Below are 17,587 nucleotides of genomic sequence, written 5' to 3' on the forward strand. Positions count from 1 at the left end.
GCTATATGAACATTGATACATTAACCAAACTTCTTTCCATGGTGGCCGACGGCGCACTGCCCGTGGGCCAGGCGGCAGATCAATTAAAACACCTCTCGTTTGAAGATATCGGTTGTGCCCATGTGGATCATCACAGGGCCCTTCGCAAAGGTTTTCCCGAGGTGATTTTCGGACAGGGCAAAACAACTGCACAGATTATTGCCATTCTTGAGAAACTGGAACAATCGGAAAATATCGTACTTGTTACCCGCATTGACCAGGAAAAGGCAAACACGGTTCTTTCACGGTTTCCCAATGCGCAATACTTTGATGACGCACATCTATTAAAAATAGAAAAACAGCCCCCTGCCATTACAGGCCGAGGTACGATTCTTATCGTCAGTGCAGGAACCTCAGATATTCCGGTGGCAATGGAAGCCTATTTAACGGCAAAGGCCATGGGTAACCAGGTAAAAACGCTTTTTGATGTCGGGGTTGCAGGCATCCATCGCCTTTTTGCCCACCAGGCAGACCTTGAAAAAGCGGCCGTCATTATTGTTGCCGCAGGCATGGAAGGTGCCCTGCCTTCGGTGGTGGGTGGCCTTGTCAAATCGCCTGTAATTGCAGTGCCCACAAGTGTTGGTTACGGCACAAGCTTCAACGGTATGACTGCGCTTTTGGGCATGCTTAATTCCTGCAGTTCAAATATTGCTGTGGTCAACATCGACAATGGATTCGGGGCAGGTTATATGGCCGCCACCATTAACCATGTGGGGGTTGAGTTTTAAATCACTATATTTGCCGGCGCATTTTTAAGGCTTCCTTATTTGACGGATCAATTCTCAAAATGCGGTTCAGATAGTCGTCTGCCTGGAGAATACGTCTATTGTTAAAATGAATTTTGGCTATCTGAAGTTTGGTTTTAATATCCCCTCGCCTGTTATTATCAACAGTGACAAAGCATTCAAGGGCTTTTTCCTGATCACCGGTTTCAAGATAAATGGTGCCGGCTTTATACATTAAATCCATGTTGGAAGGATTCTCTTTGATCGCCTCAGTAACAATCTCGGCCACAAACTCATATTCCTGGTTCTCCAGGCAGATATTAATAATTTTTTCCTGAAGCACCCTGTTGGAGCGGCTTTTTGACATAATACGCGAAAAAAGCATTCTTCCTTCATTCCTGAATCCGTTAATCAAAAGTGATTCACTTAGACGAACAGCTGAATCAAAATACCTGGTGCTGAAAGAGAGAATTTCCATGTAAAGCTGGGCGGCCCGTTTAAATGCGCGCTTGTTAATGTATAACTTGGCCAGATGGCTTCGGGAAATCGTATCCTGACAGTTGACGGCAACGGCCTTTTGAAGACATTTTTCACCAATTTCCGTTTTCTTGGTCTCAAGGTATAACAGCCCAAGTTTTCTTAAAATCCGTGATGCTTTGGGTTTAAGCGCCAAGGCTTTTCGGGTTTCGTCTATGGCGCCTTCAATATTGCCGGCCTCTTCACACGCCCTTGCCTCGAGCAGATGAAGCTTTGCCTTTTCCGGGTGGTTGGCAGCCTCAATAACGCTTTTTATCTTTGTATCCAAAGCGGCCAGGGTCAATGGTTTAAGAAGATACCCGTCCACTTCGTATTCTGCAACATCGGCCACAATATCGCGTTCGTTTTCGGCTGTAACCATAACAACAGGAATATCCCTGATAGTTGGGTCCCGGCGCAGGTTGGCCAACATTTGGCTTCCGTTCATTTCGGGCATACTCCAGTCAACAATGACTAAATCACAGGAAGAATTTTTCAGCGTACTCAAGCCTGATTTCCCATTATCCGCAAACAGAAGATCTTTGCCGATCTCAAGATTCCGCAGCATTTTCCGCAGGGTCAGACGCATGCTTTTCATGTCATCCACAATCAGTATGGTCATAGTTTTAATATCAATCATAAAAGGGCCTTTTCGTTAAACCGATTCAAATATTCCTTAAGCATTTCGGGTACGACCAGTGGGTCCGACGGCACAGCATTCTCGGCTCGGGTTTCGATGTCAAAGGCGGCTCGTCTCAACTGATCTGCATTTACATTGGCCGCACCGCCTTTTAACGCATGGGCGCAGGTCTTGACATATTCAGGATCAAAAGGCTCTTTTTTAACAGCCGACACAAGTTTATCAACAAGCTCGTCCACTTCCTGAAGAAAGGATGCAAGGACTTCTCCAGCCAGTTCCTCGTCATTACCAAACCGTTCAAGAAGTCCGATCCGGTCAAAGGCAAGTACCGGCGCATCGTTATCTTCCAAAACTACTGAGACCTGTTCTTGTTTCTCAACGTCATGCATATCATGATCAGGCATGTCGGAATCCGGGATTTCAAATGCCACCGAAACCAACGAGGATTTCAGCTTATACGCATTGATAAGTTCAATTAACGCATGGGGATTGACCGGTTTTGCAATAAAATCATCCATACCGGCGATTTTACAGGCCTGCCGGTCCCTTTCAAAAGCGTTTCCGGTCATGGCAATGATGGGGGTTGCGTCAAGTTTTTCCAAGGATTCATATGCCCGGATCCGACGACTGGCTTCATAACCGTCCATTTCCGGCATCTGGCAGTCCATGAAAATCAAATCGTATTCATTATCCTTCGCCTTTTCAAGCGCCTGGAGACCGTTGGATGCTGAATCGGTCTGGTATCCCTGTTTGCTTATAATTTCCTTTACCGTCACCACATTGGTTTCAATGTCATCCACTATTAAAATTTTAAATGATCTTTTTTTGCGTTCTGCAAGGGCATACCGGGTAACAATGGCCTGGCTGCTTTTCCGGTAGGTTGGTGAAAGCACCGTGTGAATGGCATCATGGAGAATGGTTTTGTCCAAAGGGAAACTTAAAAAGGCTGAAAAGCCCAAGTCTTCAAATTCTTTTGCATCCCCCTGTTTACCCACCGCAGTGACGAGAATACACGCAAGGTTGTTCAAATCAGGATTCAGGCTGAATTCCAGACCAATATTCCTTGCATATTGATCGGATTCGCTGACCTCCATAATGATCACATGGAAAGGGGTTGAAGTTGTATTCGCAAGGGTAACAAGTTCAATAAGTTGATCGTGTTCACACATCTTATAATCAAACCCGACCCGATCAAGTATTTTAGTCAGCCGGGTGCTGGGTTCCGGTTTGTCAGATACGGCAATCAGCCTGATTTCATTTCCGGAAACGGCAGACGGGTCCTGGGCAATCTCCTCGGGCAACTGTTTTTCAAAGGGCGCTTCAAACCAGAACGTGGAGCCTATTATTTCAATGCTGTCCACACCTACCTGACCACCCATTAACTCAATGAACAGTTTTGATATGAACAAACCAAGACCGGTACCGCCATATTTCTTTGTTATGGATGCATCGGCCTGAACAAAAGGCGAAAAAAGGCCTTTGAGCACATCATCGTTAATACCGATACCGGTATCATCCACACTGAAATGGATCAACGCGGACTCTTCGTTGTCCTCTTTGAGTGTCACATTCAAGGTCACAGACCCGGTTTCAGTGAATTTGATGGCATTGCTGGTGAAATTCAAGATCACCTGGCGTATTCTGCCGATATCACCTTTAAGCAGTCTTGGTACATCCGTATCTATATTATATACAAATTCAAGTCCTTTTTGCCTGGCCTGCAATTCCGGTAAAGAGACAATATCCTTAATGGCGATTTCAAGATCAAAGGGACGGATATCAAGTTCAATTTTGCCTGCTTCAATTTTGGACAGATCCAGAATGTCATTAACAATGGTTAAAAGGGCTTTGGCACTGTTATGGGCAATGTCTGCGTAGCGTCTTTGCTCGGCATCAAGCTCAGAGTCAAGAAGAACGTGAAGCATGCCCAAAACCCCATTCATGGGATTTCGTATTTCATGGCTCATGTTGGCCAAAAATTTATCCTTAACTTCGATGGCGTTTTTGGCTTCTTCCTGAACTTTTTGGGAAAAGTCAACAGCCGTCTGCTGTTTTTTGATAAGCTCCTGCTGTTTTTTGAAAATTAAAAACAAGACAGATCCAATACCGGAAAACAGAATGACAAAAACCACAAGACGAAATTCGTTGAGATTCAATACACCTGGCCCCCAGGAAGGACCAAAATAAAAAAAGGCAAGCAAGGCTGCAAAAAAACAGAATAGAACAAAAAAACCGGACAAATCCACGCAGAGAACGGTTCCGGCCATAACAATGATGAAAAAAAAGAGCCCGGGACTGAAAATACCGCCGGTAAGACAAGAAAACCAGGTGATATAAACTGTAAAAATCAATAGAATACTGCGCCCCCGGATTGCGGATCTGTCGGCAGATCGCCCACCTAATAGATGATGTGCGGCCCATATCAGGCAGACTGTTGCAATTGATGGTGCAATCAGGGCAAGGGTTTTGGCATACACACCCATCCCTGCCAGACAGAATATAATTGCCGTCATAATGGATGACAACCGGATTGATGGATCTTTATCAGTGATCATGTAGAGTTGCGTCAATCTAAATTCATGGTGTTTAAGATGTGGATATAGGAATACTATAACTGGCTGGCTGTTTGTATGTCAAACCCTAATTCGTGGGCGCTCAGGAATAGCATTTTTGCTCAATTTCTTGGTTGAATAAAAATCCTTATTTCTGAACAGACGCAGTTCATTTAATGCCTGCCTGTCAGGTGGAAATTTAATTTGGCGAAAGTATTATTTTTTCTTGACATTAATGTTATTTATATATAATTAATATTCTTAAGTAAGAGTAAAATATTATGATTAAAACAAATATTATTAACAGCCTAGTGGTCCTCATTATCGTGGAGGTGATTATTGTCACCTCCGGACGAAGGGGCGATTAGTGGCTTAAATAAGATTAATGAAAAAAAGCCGTTACCAGCCCCGAAGGGGGGCTGGTAACGGCTTTTTTGCTTTTAGGAGACTTTTTAAAAATGAAAAGAAGCAGTATTGCAACACAGGGCGTGGCAAGAGCACCCCACCGGGGCCTGCTCAAAGCCTTGGGATACACCGATATAGAGCTTAACCGCCCCCTGATCGGGATTGCCAATTCCGCCAATGAACTGATCCCGGGACACATGCACTTGGACTCTATTGTCAAAGCCGTCAAGGCCGGTATCTCCATGGCCGGCGGCACCCCCATGGAATTTTCCACCATCGGCGTATGTGACGGTATTGCCATGAATCATATCGGCATGCACTATTCACTGGCATCACGGGAGCTTATTGCCGACAGCATTGAAGTGACGGCCATGGCCCACCCCTTTGACGGTATTGTCATGGTGCCCAATTGCGACAAAATTGTGCCGGGCATGCTGATGGCTGCGGCAAGGCTTAACATTCCTGCCATTTTTGTCAGCGGCGGCCCCATGCTGGCAGGACGTCATCCCCATGACCGGGCAAAAAAAATCGACCTGATCACCATATTCGAGGCGGTGGGTGCAGTACAAAGCGACAAAATGACCGAAGAAGAACTTCTGGAAATGGAAAATGCAGCTTGTCCCACCTGCGGATCCTGTGCAGGCATGTTCACGGCCAATTCAATGAACTGCCTCACCGAAGCCATCGGCATGGGACTGCCGGGCAACGGCACAATTCCGGCACCCATGTCCAGCCGGGTGCGCCTGGCAAAAGCTGCGGGTATGCAGATCATGAATCTGGTGGTACACGATATTACCCCGGACAAAATAATGACCCGGCAAGCCTTTATGAATGCCCTGGCCGTGGACATGGCATTGGGCTGTTCCACCAATACGGTTCTGCATCTTAAAGCAGTGGCGGCCGAAGCCGGTGTGGATATTCCTCTGGATTTGATTAATGAAGTGAGCAAAAGAACCCCCCATTTATGCTCCTTAAGCCCCGGTGGAAAGGACCATATTGAAGATCTTGACGCAGCCGGCGGTATCCAGGCTGTCATGAAGGAACTTAGTGACAACAACATGATCGACACAAGTCTTGTGACAGCCACGGGTAAAACCATCAAAGAAAACCTTGAAAAAGTTAAGGTGAAATATCCTGATGTCATTCGGCCGGTTAACGATCCCTATCATAAGGAGGGCGGGCTTGCCGTATTGTTCGGCAATATTGCACCCGAAGGCTGTGTGGTTAAGCAGTCTGCGGTTCTGCCGGAAATGATGAAGCACCAGGGGCCTGCAAGGGTATTTGATTGTGAAGAAGATGCAAGCGCCGCAATCATGGAGCGACAGATCAATCCGGGCGATGTCATCGTGATCCGGTACGAGGGACCGGCCGGGGGGCCCGGCATGCGCGAGATGCTCACCCCCACATCAGCCATTGCAGGCATGGGGCTTGATGACCGCTGTGCCCTGATCACGGACGGCCGGTTTTCCGGTGGCACCAAAGGCGCAAGTATCGGCCATGTATCTCCGGAAGCGGCCCAGGGCGGCCTGATTGCCTTTGTAAATGAAGGAGATCAAATCCGCATTGATATTCCCAACAAAACCATTGAATTGATGGTACCTGAAGATGAACTTGCCCTGCGAAAAGCAGACTGGAAAAAACCCGAACCCAAAATCAAAAAAGGTTATATGGCCCGTTATGCCAAGATGGTGACATCTGCCGGCAATGGTGCCATATTTAAATAAAGGAGCGGATAATGAAACTTACAGGGGCCCAAATCCTGATTAAGATGATAAAGGCACAGGGTGTTGACACGATCTTCGGATATCCCGGCGGTGCCACCATTGATATCCATGATGAAATCATTAAACATGACGACTTGCGCCATATTCTGGTGCGACACGAACAGGGGGCTGTTCACATGGCCGATGCCTATGCAAGGGCGCATAAATCCACCGGTGTCGCACTTGTCACCTCGGGACCCGGTGCCACAAATGCCGTAACAGGACTTGCATCCGCCCATTGCGATTCCATTCCCATTGTCGTCTTTACAGGCCAGGTGCCCACAGGCCTTATCGGCAATGATGCTTTCCAGGAAGTGGACATCGTCGGCATCACACGCCCCTGCACAAAACACAACTACCTGGTCAAAGATCCAAACCAGCTTGCGGAGATCATCCAGGAAGCCTTTTTCATTGCCGGATCCGGCCGCCCCGGTCCTGTACTGGTGGATCTTCCCAAGGATGTTGTCCAGGCGCAAATTGAGTTTGAGATACCCGGGCCTACAAAAATGCGCAACTACAAGCCCAATTACAAACCGAATAAAAAGCAGTTGACAAAGGCTATAAAAATGCTCAAAGAGGCCCGCCGTCCCGTAATGTTCGGCGGTGGCGGCATCATTTCATCCGGTGCAAGCGATGAATTTACCCGGATTGCAAAATATGCCAATATCCCAGTTACGGCATCTCTGATGGGACTTGGTGCCTTTCCAGGATCCGATGATAATTGGCTTGGCATGCTCGGCATGCACGGCACCTACCGGGCCAATATGAGTATTGGCCATAGCGACTTGATTTTTGCGGCTGGTGTAAGATTTGATGACCGAGTAACCGGCAACCTTGAAAAATTTGCACCTGACGCACAAATCATTCAAATCGACATTGACCCCACATCCATTCATAAAAATGTTAACGTTGACTGCCCCATTGTAGGGGACTGCAAAATGGCCCTGGCAAGTATTGCCGCGCTTATGGAAAAAGAAGCACCTGAAAATTTTATGAACGACCGGGATGCATGGATGAACCGCATCAACGAGTGGAAAGAGCTGACACCTCTGACGTACGACCAGTCCTTTGACACCATCAAACCGCAATATGTGGTTGAAAAACTGTATGAGGTCACCCAAGGCAAAGCCATTGTTACCACGGAAGTGGGGCAAAACCAGATGTGGTCGGCCCAGTACTATCATTTTGAAGCGCCCAATCATTTTATAACATCAGGCGGTCTTGGTGTTATGGGGTTTGGCCTGCCCGCAGCCATCGGTGCCAAGGCCGCGGCCCCTGACAAAACAGTTGTCTGTGTGGCAGGGGATGGCTCAATACAGATGAATTCCCAGGAGCTGATGACGGCTGTCGCTGAAAAACTGGATGTAAAAATCGTTATTTTAAACAACCGCTATCTTGGGATGGTGCGCCAATGGCAGGAACTTTTCTACAACAAAGTATATGCCGACACCAATATGGAGGCCCAGCCCGATTTTGTAAAGCTTGCCGAAGCTTACGGGGCAACCGGTTTCAGGTGTGACGATCCGGCCAAGGTGACCCAGACCCTTGAAACGGGATTGAATACCCCCGGTACGGTGATCATGGAATTTGTTGTAGACCGTGAAGAATCGGTCTATCCAATGGTTCCGGCAGGCGGGGCCATCACTGATATGCTTCTGGTTTAAAAAGGAAAATTGATATGGAAACCAACAGATATATTTTATCAATTCTTGTGGACAATGAACCGGGGGTTCTGTCCCGGATTTCAGGCCTGTTCTCGGGCCGCGGGTTTAACATTGACTCCTTAAGCGTTGCAAAAACAGCAGATCCGGATGTTTCAGTGGTCACCTTGGCCACCTTCTGTGACGCACACATCATAGAACAGATCAAAAAACAGCTGCATAAGCTGATCAATGTCATCACGGTTAATGATTTAACGCAAAAAAAATATGTGGAGCGTGAGCTTGTCCTGGTCAAGGTCCATGCAAAAACCGAAAAACGGGCTGAAATTATGCGGATTGTTGATATTTTCAGATCCAGGATCGTTGATGTGGGCTGCTCACACTTTATTATTGAAGTGTCAGGAGATTCAGGCAAAATAAAGGCCTTTGTTGAGCTGATGAAGCCCATGGGCATTGTTGAGATTGCCTCCACCGGCACCATTGCCCTGGGCAGGGAGACCGGAAAATGAATGTAGTAAAAGCAAAGAAAAAAGCCTTGCTTTACGACACAACCTTACGCGATGGGATGCAGGGGGAAAATATTTTCTTTTCCCCCGAGGATAAGCTCAAAATCGCCATGCGACTGGATGATGCCGGTATCCACTACATTGAAGGGGGCTGGCCCGGCTCCAATCCAGGGGCCCAGGCTTTTTTTGATCTGGTCAGGGACAAACAGTTCAAACAGGCCAAAATCTGCGCATTCGGATCCACAAGAAGACAAAATTCAACCTGTGAAGAAGACGGCAACATCAAGGCCCTGATTGATTCAGATGCGCCAGTGGTTACAATTTTCGGCAAATCCTGGGATCTGCATGTCACAGAGATCATGAACAATACCCGGGAAGAAAACCTGGCCATGATTACGCAAAGCGTATCCTATCTCAAGGCCCAGGGTCGTGAAGTCTTCTATGATGCTGAACATTTTTACGACGGATATAAGGCCAACGCCGATTTTGCGCTGGAAACCCTGGAAGCGGCTTTGGAAGGTGGGACCCGTTGTCTGATACTGTGTGACACCAACGGCGGCAGCCTCCCCTGTGACATTGACACCATCACCAGGAAAATCATTGCCCATTTCAAAAATTATGATGATGTCATTTTTGGTATACATACCCATAATGACTGTGCCATGGCTGTTGCCAACACCATCAACGCAGTGCATGCCGGTGCAACCATGGTGCAGGGCACAATAAACGGATATGGGGAACGCTGCGGCAATGCCGATCTCACAGCGATTATCCCCATCCTGGCTCTTAAGATGCACAGGAATTGTATCAGTGAAGAAAATTTGGCCAAGCTACAGAATCTGTCCAGATTTGTATCTGAGACAGCCAATATGCAGCCCATCGCCTCCAGACCCTTTGTGGGTCACTCTGCGTTTACGCATAAAGGCGGGGTTCATGTGTCGGCCATCATGAAAAACCCCAAAGCCTATGAACACATAGCTCCGGAACTTGTGGGCAACCGCCGACGGGTTCTGGTATCCGAGCAGTCCGGCAAGAGCAACATTGTCTATAAGGCCAAGGAACTTGGGGTTGATCTGGGCGATGACGAATCCAAAAAGACCTTGATTGTCAACAACATCAAGGAGATGGAAAACTACGGGTATGAATTTGACACAGCGGAAGGGACCCTGAAGCTGCTCATGGAAAAACTCACAGAGCAGTATCAATCCCATTTTGATCTGGAATCCTTCAGAGTGGTGGTGGAAAAGGACAAGGAACGCCCCTGTTATTCCCATGCCATGATCAAAATCCGGGTTGGAAACGAAACCGAAATCACCTCAGCCGAAGGCGAAGGTCCGGTATCTGCCCTTGATAATGCCCTGAGAAAGGCATTGGCGACCATGTATCCCGGCGTCAAAGACCTTCATCTGGTGGATTTTAAAGTTCGTGTTATTGACGGATCCGACGGAACCGATTCAAAAGTCAGGGTATTGATCGAGTCCCGGGATACGGACAATATCTTTTCAACCATTGGTGTTTCCGAGGATATTATCGAAGCCTCATGGCAGGCGCTGGCGGACAGTTTTCAGTATAAACTGGCGCTGGACCATAAAAAATGAAGCAAAGGCGGCCGCATCAAGTGAATAGATATTTTTATTTTCAGATCGACCGGTTTTGTCTTTTTTAAATACATTACAATGAAAAAACCCCCCAGGCTTTTAATAGTCAGGGGGTTTTTTATATTTTTTTACGACGTCATTAAATTTAATCGGACTTCAACACAGACAGGAACGCTGACTGCGGAATCTCCACAGACCCGACCATCTTCATTCTTTTTTTGCCTTTTCTCTGTTTTTCAAGAAGCTTACGCTTCCTTGAAATATCACCGCCATAACATTTGGCGGTAACATCTTTGCGATAGGCAGAAATGGTTTCCCTTGCAATGAACTTGCCGCCAATAGCTCCCTGGATGGGTATTTTAAACTGCTGTCTTGGAATTTCTTCACGCAGCTTTTTGCAGGCAGATCTGGCCTTGCTCTCTGCTTTATCCCGGTGGATCAGCATGGAAAGTGCATCAACCCGTTCCCCATTGATCAGAAAATCAAGTTTTACAAGATTTGTTTCCTGGTAGCCTGCAATTTTATAATCAAAGGAACCATAGCCCTGGGTCACACTTTTAAGGCGGTCATAAAATTCATAAACCACCTCGGCCAAAGGCAGGATAAAATTCATTTCCATACGGTTTGATGTCAGATACTGATAATTGGTGCTGATGCCCCGAAATTCATGGCAGACCTGCATGACATTGCCCATATATTTATCCGGAACAATAATAGAGGCTTTGATAATGGGTTCCCTGACACATTTTATTTCTGTGGGATCAGGATATTCAGTTGGGTTGTCAATGATCTTCACTTCCCCTGACACATAGGTGACTTCATACTGAACCGAAGGAGAGGTCAAAATCAATGAAATATCATATTCCCGCTCAAGGCGTTCCTGAACCACCTCAAGGTGTAAAAGCCCCAGAAACCCACAGCGGTAACCAAACCCCAGTGCTGCAGATGAATCCTTTTCATAAATCAGGGCGGCATCATTCAATTTGAGTTTTTCCAGGGCCTCGGTCAGTTCCACATAATCATCTGATGCCACCGGATACATGGAAGAAAATACCACGGGCGTAGGCTCTCTGAAACCGCCCAGCGCTTTGTCGCACCGTTTGTCCGGCATGGTCACTGTATCACCGATTCTAACATCGGATATAAGCTTTATCCCTGCAAGAAAATACCCTACTTGGCCTGCTTCGAGAATAGGCATAGGGTTCCTTTTGATCTGGAACAGTCCCACTTCTTCAACCTTGTAGGTCGAATTATTAGACATAAACTGTATCCGGTCCCCTTTTTTGATATTTCCCTCAAAAATTCTGATATGAATAATAACACCTCGGAAAGCATCATAGTGAGAATCAAAGACCAGGGCCTTAAATGCGCCTGTATCTTCAATGGTGGGACCGGGTATTTTGTCAACAATGGTCTGAAAAATTTTATCAACACCTACTCCCGTTTTTGCGGACACAAGAAGGGCCTGTTCACTGTCAAGGCCTAAGTCTTCATCAATCTGATTTTTGACCCATTCAATTTCAGCCGAAGGCAGGTCAATTTTATTAATGACCGGAAGGATTACAAGTTCATGTTCCATGGCCAGGTACAAATTGGCAAGAGTCTGGGCCTCTACCCCCTGGGTTGCGTCGGTCAGTATTAAAGCGCCTTCACAGGAAGCAAGGGCCCTTGACACTTCATATGAAAAATCCACATGTCCCGGTGTATCAATGAGATTAAGTAAATACTTGCTGCCGTCCGAAGCCGTATAAGGAAGGGACACGGTCTGGGATTTTATGGTGATTCCCCTTTCCCGCTCAATGTCCATGGAGTCCAGGATCTGTTCTTTCATATCCCGATCTTCTATAATACCGGATAGTTGTATCAGCCGATCAGACAAAGTGGATTTGCCGTGGTCAATATGCGCAATAATAGAAAAATTTCTAATATTCAGGTGATCGTGTTTCAATTAGACTCCAAACTAAGAGTTGACAAAAAAGATGTATCTATCATAATAAGACTATATATTTAACAATTGTATTTTGCAGTGTCAAGAAAAGCCGCCGTTCAAGGCGTTCTATTTGTATTGGATTGTATCGGAGAAACTAATGGCCCATGCCATCCTCATTGTTGATGATGATATAGCAATTAAGGAATCAGTAGAAGAATTTTTAACACTAATGGCCTATGAAGTCAAAAGTGCTGAAAATGCATTCCAGGCCGTTGACATTTTAAAAAATTTTCAGCCCGATATCGTTTTAACGGATATCATGATGCAGGGAATGGACGGACTTGAGCTTACCCGATTGATCAGGGAGAAGTACGACATTGATGTCATGGTCATGACTGGGTATTCTGCTGATTATTCCTATGAAGAAGCCATTAATTCAGGGGCCAGTGATTTCATCTTCAAGCCGTTCCGTTTTGAAGAGCTGAATTTAAGAATCAAACGGATGCTTAGAGAAGCTGCATTTAAGAAGGAAAGGGATAAGCTTCTGAAAGATATGAAGAAACTGGCCATCACCGACGGATTAACAGGCCTGTTCAATTTCCGACAGTTTTTTCATCAAATTAAGCAGGAGGTTGAACGTTTTCAGCGCTACTCCAGGGATTTATCACTTCTCATGCTGGATATCGATTTTTTTAAAAAATACAACGATACCTGGGGACACCTGGAAGGAGACAAAGTGCTGATGAGCATGGGCATGATCATCTCCTCCTGCCTGCGCAGCATGGACTCCGCCTATCGTTACGGCGGTGAGGAATTTGCCGTACTTTTACCGGAAACAGAGTTAGAGGAAGCCTGTCTGGTGGGCACCCGCATCGGGGCCAATGTTCGAAAAGCGATATTCACACCGGAAAAAGGTGTGCAGACATCTGTGACCGTAAGCATCGGGGCGGCACAGATTATCAGTGGTGAAGACGTTACATCATTTATCAAACGGACAGATAAGGCATTGTACCGTTCCAAGGAAAACGGTCGCAATCGGTTAACCGTAGCCTCTTAATCCCGTCTTACATTTTTCTCTTCTTTGTTGTGCATTGAATAATAATGTGAATCAGACAGGGAGACGTTAATTTTCATATTTTCCTGATACTGTTTTCGAATCACGGCACACCTCTATTGAAAGTCGTGTTCGGTTGAACTGGGGGGGATTTTTTATGAGAGCCCTGATTTATGTTATTGCAGTTTTTGATCATTTTTTTTGAAAAAGAGGTGTAGGCTTGCAAACGCCAAATCCCTGGGCAAAATCAACACCTATCTCATTTAATATTTCAATGATAGCTTGATTTTCCGCAAATTCCGCGACGGTCTTTTTCCCAAGAATATGTCCAATTCGATTAATTGTTTCAGTCATTGCTCTATCCACATCATCATGTTCTATATTTTTCACGAAACTGCCATTGATCTTCAAGTCGTCAACAGGTAGGTTTTTTAAATAGCTGAAAGAACTTGTACCAGTACCAAAGTCATCAATGGCAAATTTAAATCCTATCTTTTTGCATTTCATTGATAAATTCTGATTATAACGGATTTGGGGGACCCGTCCGTAAGCCTCCCAATGAACCCGAAATCAAAAGGTTCTGAAGCCAGTTTTCGTGGTACTGAAATCCGTTAATTCTTTCAAAAGAACTCACATGGCCTTTGTGCTTTACCGTCCATGGATTGAGCGGGGCAAAATTTTGGATAAGCGCCCAGGCACGTATGCTGAGATTGGCAGATTTCATAGTGCCGTGAAAATATTTGGTACTGAATAAATGACGATCCATCCGTTGCATCAGCCGGTCAACCATGTTGCTCGTTCTATGTGCGCCAGGAAAATCATAGGCTTGGGAAAACTGTGGAAGATTATCCCTAAGCTTCTTGATTTTAACTGAAATGACGTCTGGAACTTCATTCTCCGTATTTCGACACCATTCGGAAAGCCTCCGAACTCTTTGTGAGAATGATCTTTTGGACTCTGCCCTGAAGCAATCCCATAATCTGGTAGCCGCATCCAGGAAATGCTCCTTGTATTTTTTGCGTGAGCGATCACGTATGCCAATAAAAATGTGCAAAAAGCAGGATAGCACGGCTATCTTGGGAAACAGCTTTTTCCAGGCCTTCTGCGTTGACCGCCATCCGTCGGTATTGACAGTATCCGGCTGATATTCCGGATTAATGCATTCAGCCTCCTCTTTAAAAACACCGTATGCTTTTTGAAGATCTTTACCGGATGCTGTTTCCGAAACACTGGCTCCTAAAATACAGTTATTTCCGACCGTCGTGGCAATATAGGTCTTTTCTCCCAAAAGGCGGGTATGTTTTTCATCAGCAGAAAGGTGCTGGGGTAATTTCTCTGGGGACTTGATAGTGGTTCCTACGAGGCTGTACCGGCCAATAGTTGCTTCAAGACGATACCAATACATGGGATTTTTCCCGAAACAGTGGCTCAGAGCCCAAAATGGAACAGCAAACTTACGCAAAAATAACGGTTTTTCAACATCTTTCACAAATCCAGTCATATACGGCATGGCAAAAGACGGCCTTATTGTGTAACTGACACCAGCTATGACTATCCTTCTGATTTTTAATTTCAGTTTTTTTGAGACTCTGATCTCCTTCATTGTGTATCCGCAGGCGATTTCAGGCGGAAAAATATTAGGATGCTCCTTGATTACCATGTCTAATATTATCCGAAATTGGATGGCATGTTTAATGATGCTGTAATATTGTGCTTGACAAACGTGCATACAAATAGTTCGATTCAGTCGGGGAGCGATGTTAGAGGCAGGAGTCATAATTTTCCTTAGTTGTTATAGTTGCTGTTCGCACTTCAACCATAACTCAGGAAATGAATTTTTTCAGCCTATTTCATCGCTCCCCGACTCAGTCCCCCAAATCCGTTATAATCAGGAACTATTGTATTCAAATAACATTTATTTTACTCTGCTCATTGAAGGCTGGCCAACCGATGAGTGAGATATCAGTTTGGAAAATTGGTATTATAGCATCGACTTGACCAGCCTTTGCATTTTTCAATACTGATTACCTGTTCTTCCCTCAAAAAAACTGGATCATCGAGTATTAATTATACTACCTCCGGAAAAAAGCGGCATGCGAACCGTGACTGCGATATCCGACATATTCCTGCCGAAAACGCCTTGTTCGCCGTTGAAACGTGCCGGTACCAGTCTCTGATCATCGTCAAATTCCGTGACGCCGCCTTTGAGTTTAAAATAGGGCCACCTCTCTGCACCTGCTATTTTCCGGTCAGATGCCGCAATCTGTTTTTCATCACGTGAAGCCTGAAGATCCGGATTGTTAGCAAGGGCGGTTTCAATGCAAAAATCAAGTGTTAAAGGAGGCGCTGTTTCCCCGATGGGTCGAACATGCTCCCCGGATGCTCCGAATACGGGCATCCCACCAACGAAAAGTGGAATCAACATGAAGAGTGAAATAACACTATTCCATAACATGCGGTACGTCATAACTCAGCATCACCTTTTTATTCTCTGGTAAACCGCTCCAAGTCTGGCCGGGGTCGTAACAGGCCTCGAAGACCGGCACTCAATGCCTTTGAAGGGCCGTTTTCAGTTTTCCTGAAAGCGTATCCTTGATAAAGGCAAGAGCTTCCTCTGCGTTATCATCCAGATCAATCATCAAAACTCTGTGAACGTCGGATGTAGTCAGTTCAATTTGAACCTTTTTCACATTCATTGTTCACTCCTTTTCTTTAAAAACCTCTGTATCTCTTTTTGGACGTAATCGGTGAATTGCTCCTCTTCGTGAAGATAGTCCCAAACCTTGGGCAGGTTTTTCCATGCCCTTTCAGACCCATTGACAACCGTAAGTTCAAGCTGTCCGTTATTCAGTTCAGTCTCGAAACCGGACGTAACCGTATAACGGGTGAGTTCTTCATCCCTCAAGAACAAGGCCAGCTCGTGACTTAAATCGCATGTCTCTCCGTCACAATAGGTAACAACTGGCAAACAGGCCCTTTTTACTTAATGGATTCAAGATGCTGGAATTAACGATACTTTTTTAGAATCAGCCCTCATGCGGAAATAAACGGGGAAATGATAAAATAGACCCCCAAAAAACAGACAAGGGTTCCGGCACCTTTCCTGAACCAGGTTCCGGCACCATTCCATGCGCTGTTTTCCAGCAATTTTTTGACCGCTGCAGTTGAACTGCCGGCAATGACGATGGGAAGACAATGGCCGACAGCGAACAGAACAATTAAAATGATGGCGGTGGCAATTTTTTCCTGAACCGTAATAATTGCCAGTATCGGAGCGATAAATCCGAAAGTGCATGACCCGGACAGTACCCCATAGGCGAGTCCCAGGACAAACGCCCCCAATTTTCCCTTGAGCTTCAAGCGGTATAAAAGGCTGCCGGACATCGAGCATTTTTCAACCCCCAGCATTCCCAAAGCAACCCAGATCAGGACAAGGCCGATCAGAATCTGCCAGTAAGCACCCACATCCCCGAGCATTCTCCCAAGTATGGCACAAATGATACCGATTAATGCAATGGTGATGAAAAGCCCTGTTGTAAATAAAACAGAATATATGCCTGCCTGTCTCGGTTGGACCATTCTTTCCTGGCCACCCACATACCCGACAATCAGCGGGATGGATGCCAGATGGCAGGGACTGAACAATACACTGATAACGCCCCATATAAAGCATCCGGCAGCCGCCAAGGCAATGCCGCCGGTCATCCATTGATTGACGGTTAGGAATATGGAATCAAGCATGAGCTTACCCCATTATTTACTATATCCGGTTTCTTTACCCCCATTTCGGTCAGGCGATCAACAATGGTCTTTTCTTCCAGAAAGCCCTCATGACGCCAGACTTCTTCACCGTTCTCGTTAAAAAAGATCTGGGTGGGGATGGTTCTTATGCCGAATCTGGGGGCCTGGCCCCGGTTTTTCCATACATCTATGAAAACGATATGGGCTTTGCCTTCATAAGCTTTTTCAAGTTTTTCCATGATCGGGGCCATCATTTTGCATGGGATGCACTTTTTGGCCCCAAGATCAACCATGGTGACTGTTCCCTTTTCCGGTACTGCGGAAAAATCCTGGGCACAGGCAAGGGATATTGAAAGAAAAAGTAACACCAGAACCGCCGGTCCAACTATTTTTTTAGCCATTCTTCTATCCTTTTTTAATGTAGTTTAGTTAAATTGTTATGTTTTCAAATAAGTTA

General features: G+C 45.8%; 16 protein-coding genes. 6 read left to right on the forward strand and 10 right to left on the reverse strand.

What is annotated here, in order from left to right; genetic code table 11:
- Nucleotides 1-5 precede the first annotated feature (5 nt).
- Entirely contained in the window at nt 6-767 is a 762-nt protein-coding gene (gene larB, locus EYB58_RS19415) for a nickel pincer cofactor biosynthesis protein LarB (protein ID WP_111959943.1), read from the forward strand.
- A 4-nt stretch (nt 768-771) separates the two neighbouring features.
- Here the strand turns inward: larB and EYB58_RS19420 are convergent, their stop codons facing one another.
- Nucleotides 772-1,920 carry a response regulator gene (locus EYB58_RS19420; RefSeq protein WP_111959945.1) on the reverse strand — a complete coding sequence of 383 codons (1,149 nt, stop codon included), beginning with the start codon at nt 1,918-1,920 and terminating at the stop codon, nt 772-774.
- Nucleotides 1,917-4,475, reverse strand: a complete 2,559-nt coding sequence (locus tag EYB58_RS19425) for a response regulator (protein ID WP_111959947.1) — start codon at nt 4,473-4,475, stop codon at nt 1,917-1,919. The genes EYB58_RS19420 and EYB58_RS19425 overlap by 4 nt, the downstream gene beginning before the upstream one ends.
- Nucleotides 4,476-4,930: 455 nt before the next feature.
- Here EYB58_RS19425 and ilvD point away from each other — a divergent pair, with 455 nt between their 5' ends.
- Genes ilvD through cimA form a run of 4 tightly spaced genes read left to right on the forward strand, consistent with a single transcriptional unit; the run spans nt 4,931 to nt 10,405 of the window.
- Complete coding sequence (ilvD, locus tag EYB58_RS19430; RefSeq protein WP_111959949.1) at nt 4,931-6,601, forward strand: dihydroxy-acid dehydratase; 1,671 nt, start codon at nt 4,931-4,933, stop codon at nt 6,599-6,601.
- Between the two features lie 11 nt (nt 6,602-6,612).
- Nucleotides 6,613-8,304, forward strand: coding sequence for a biosynthetic-type acetolactate synthase large subunit (gene ilvB, locus EYB58_RS19435; RefSeq protein ID WP_111959951.1), 1,692 nt, complete (start codon nt 6,613-6,615; stop codon nt 8,302-8,304).
- Nucleotides 8,305-8,318: 14 nt separating this feature from the next.
- Complete coding sequence (gene ilvN, locus EYB58_RS19440; RefSeq protein WP_111959953.1) at nt 8,319-8,810, forward strand: acetolactate synthase small subunit; 492 nt, start codon at nt 8,319-8,321, stop codon at nt 8,808-8,810.
- Nucleotides 8,807-10,405 (forward strand): citramalate synthase, encoded by a 1,599-nt coding sequence (cimA, locus tag EYB58_RS19445; RefSeq protein WP_111959955.1) that lies wholly within the window; start codon nt 8,807-8,809, stop codon nt 10,403-10,405. The genes ilvN and cimA overlap by 4 nt, the downstream gene beginning before the upstream one ends.
- A gap of 145 nt (nt 10,406-10,550) precedes the next feature.
- Here cimA and lepA read toward each other — a convergent pair whose 3' ends face one another.
- Nucleotides 10,551-12,353: a translation elongation factor 4 gene (gene lepA, locus EYB58_RS19450; RefSeq protein WP_111959957.1), complete on the reverse strand. Its 1,803-nt coding sequence runs from the start codon at nt 12,351-12,353 to the stop codon at nt 10,551-10,553.
- Nucleotides 12,354-12,492: 139 nt separating this feature from the next.
- Between lepA and EYB58_RS19455 the strand changes: the two genes are divergently transcribed.
- On the forward strand, nt 12,493-13,392 hold the full coding sequence (locus EYB58_RS19455; RefSeq protein WP_111959959.1) for a GGDEF domain-containing response regulator: 900 nt from the start codon (nt 12,493-12,495) through the stop codon (nt 13,390-13,392).
- Between the two features lie 189 nt (nt 13,393-13,581).
- Here EYB58_RS19455 and EYB58_RS19460 read toward each other — a convergent pair whose 3' ends face one another.
- The 7 genes from EYB58_RS19460 to EYB58_RS19485 form a co-directional block, all read right to left on the reverse strand.
- Entirely contained in the window at nt 13,582-13,896 is a 315-nt protein-coding gene (locus EYB58_RS19460) for an EAL domain-containing protein (protein WP_278186259.1), read from the reverse strand.
- Nucleotides 13,897-13,909: 13 nt separating this feature from the next.
- Nucleotides 13,910-15,049, reverse strand: a complete 1,140-nt coding sequence (locus EYB58_RS24260; protein ID WP_242637443.1) for a transposase — start codon at nt 15,047-15,049, stop codon at nt 13,910-13,912.
- A 393-nt stretch (nt 15,050-15,442) separates the two neighbouring features.
- Complete coding sequence (locus tag EYB58_RS19470) at nt 15,443-15,856, reverse strand: TolC family protein (RefSeq protein WP_131072122.1); 414 nt, start codon at nt 15,854-15,856, stop codon at nt 15,443-15,445.
- A 79-nt stretch (nt 15,857-15,935) separates the two neighbouring features.
- Complete coding sequence (locus EYB58_RS23360; protein WP_163354678.1) at nt 15,936-16,085, reverse strand: hypothetical protein; 150 nt, start codon at nt 16,083-16,085, stop codon at nt 15,936-15,938.
- A complete protein-coding gene (locus EYB58_RS19475; protein ID WP_131072123.1) occupies nt 16,082-16,357 on the reverse strand; it encodes a hypothetical protein in 276 nt (91 codons plus the stop codon). The genes EYB58_RS23360 and EYB58_RS19475 overlap by 4 nt, the downstream gene beginning before the upstream one ends.
- A 65-nt stretch (nt 16,358-16,422) precedes the next feature.
- The gene (locus tag EYB58_RS19480) at nt 16,423-17,130 is read right to left on the reverse strand and encodes a cytochrome c biogenesis CcdA family protein (RefSeq protein ID WP_111960761.1); all 708 of its coding nucleotides are present in this window, start codon (nt 17,128-17,130) and stop codon (nt 16,423-16,425) included.
- Nucleotides 17,109-17,531 (reverse strand): thioredoxin family protein, encoded by a 423-nt coding sequence (locus EYB58_RS19485; protein ID WP_111960763.1) that lies wholly within the window; start codon nt 17,529-17,531, stop codon nt 17,109-17,111. The genes EYB58_RS19480 and EYB58_RS19485 overlap by 22 nt, the downstream gene beginning before the upstream one ends.
- Nucleotides 17,532-17,587: the final 56 nt, after the last annotated feature.

The organism is Desulfobacter hydrogenophilus (assembly GCF_004319545.1).
Classification (GTDB): domain Bacteria; phylum Desulfobacterota; class Desulfobacteria; order Desulfobacterales; family Desulfobacteraceae; genus Desulfobacter; species Desulfobacter hydrogenophilus.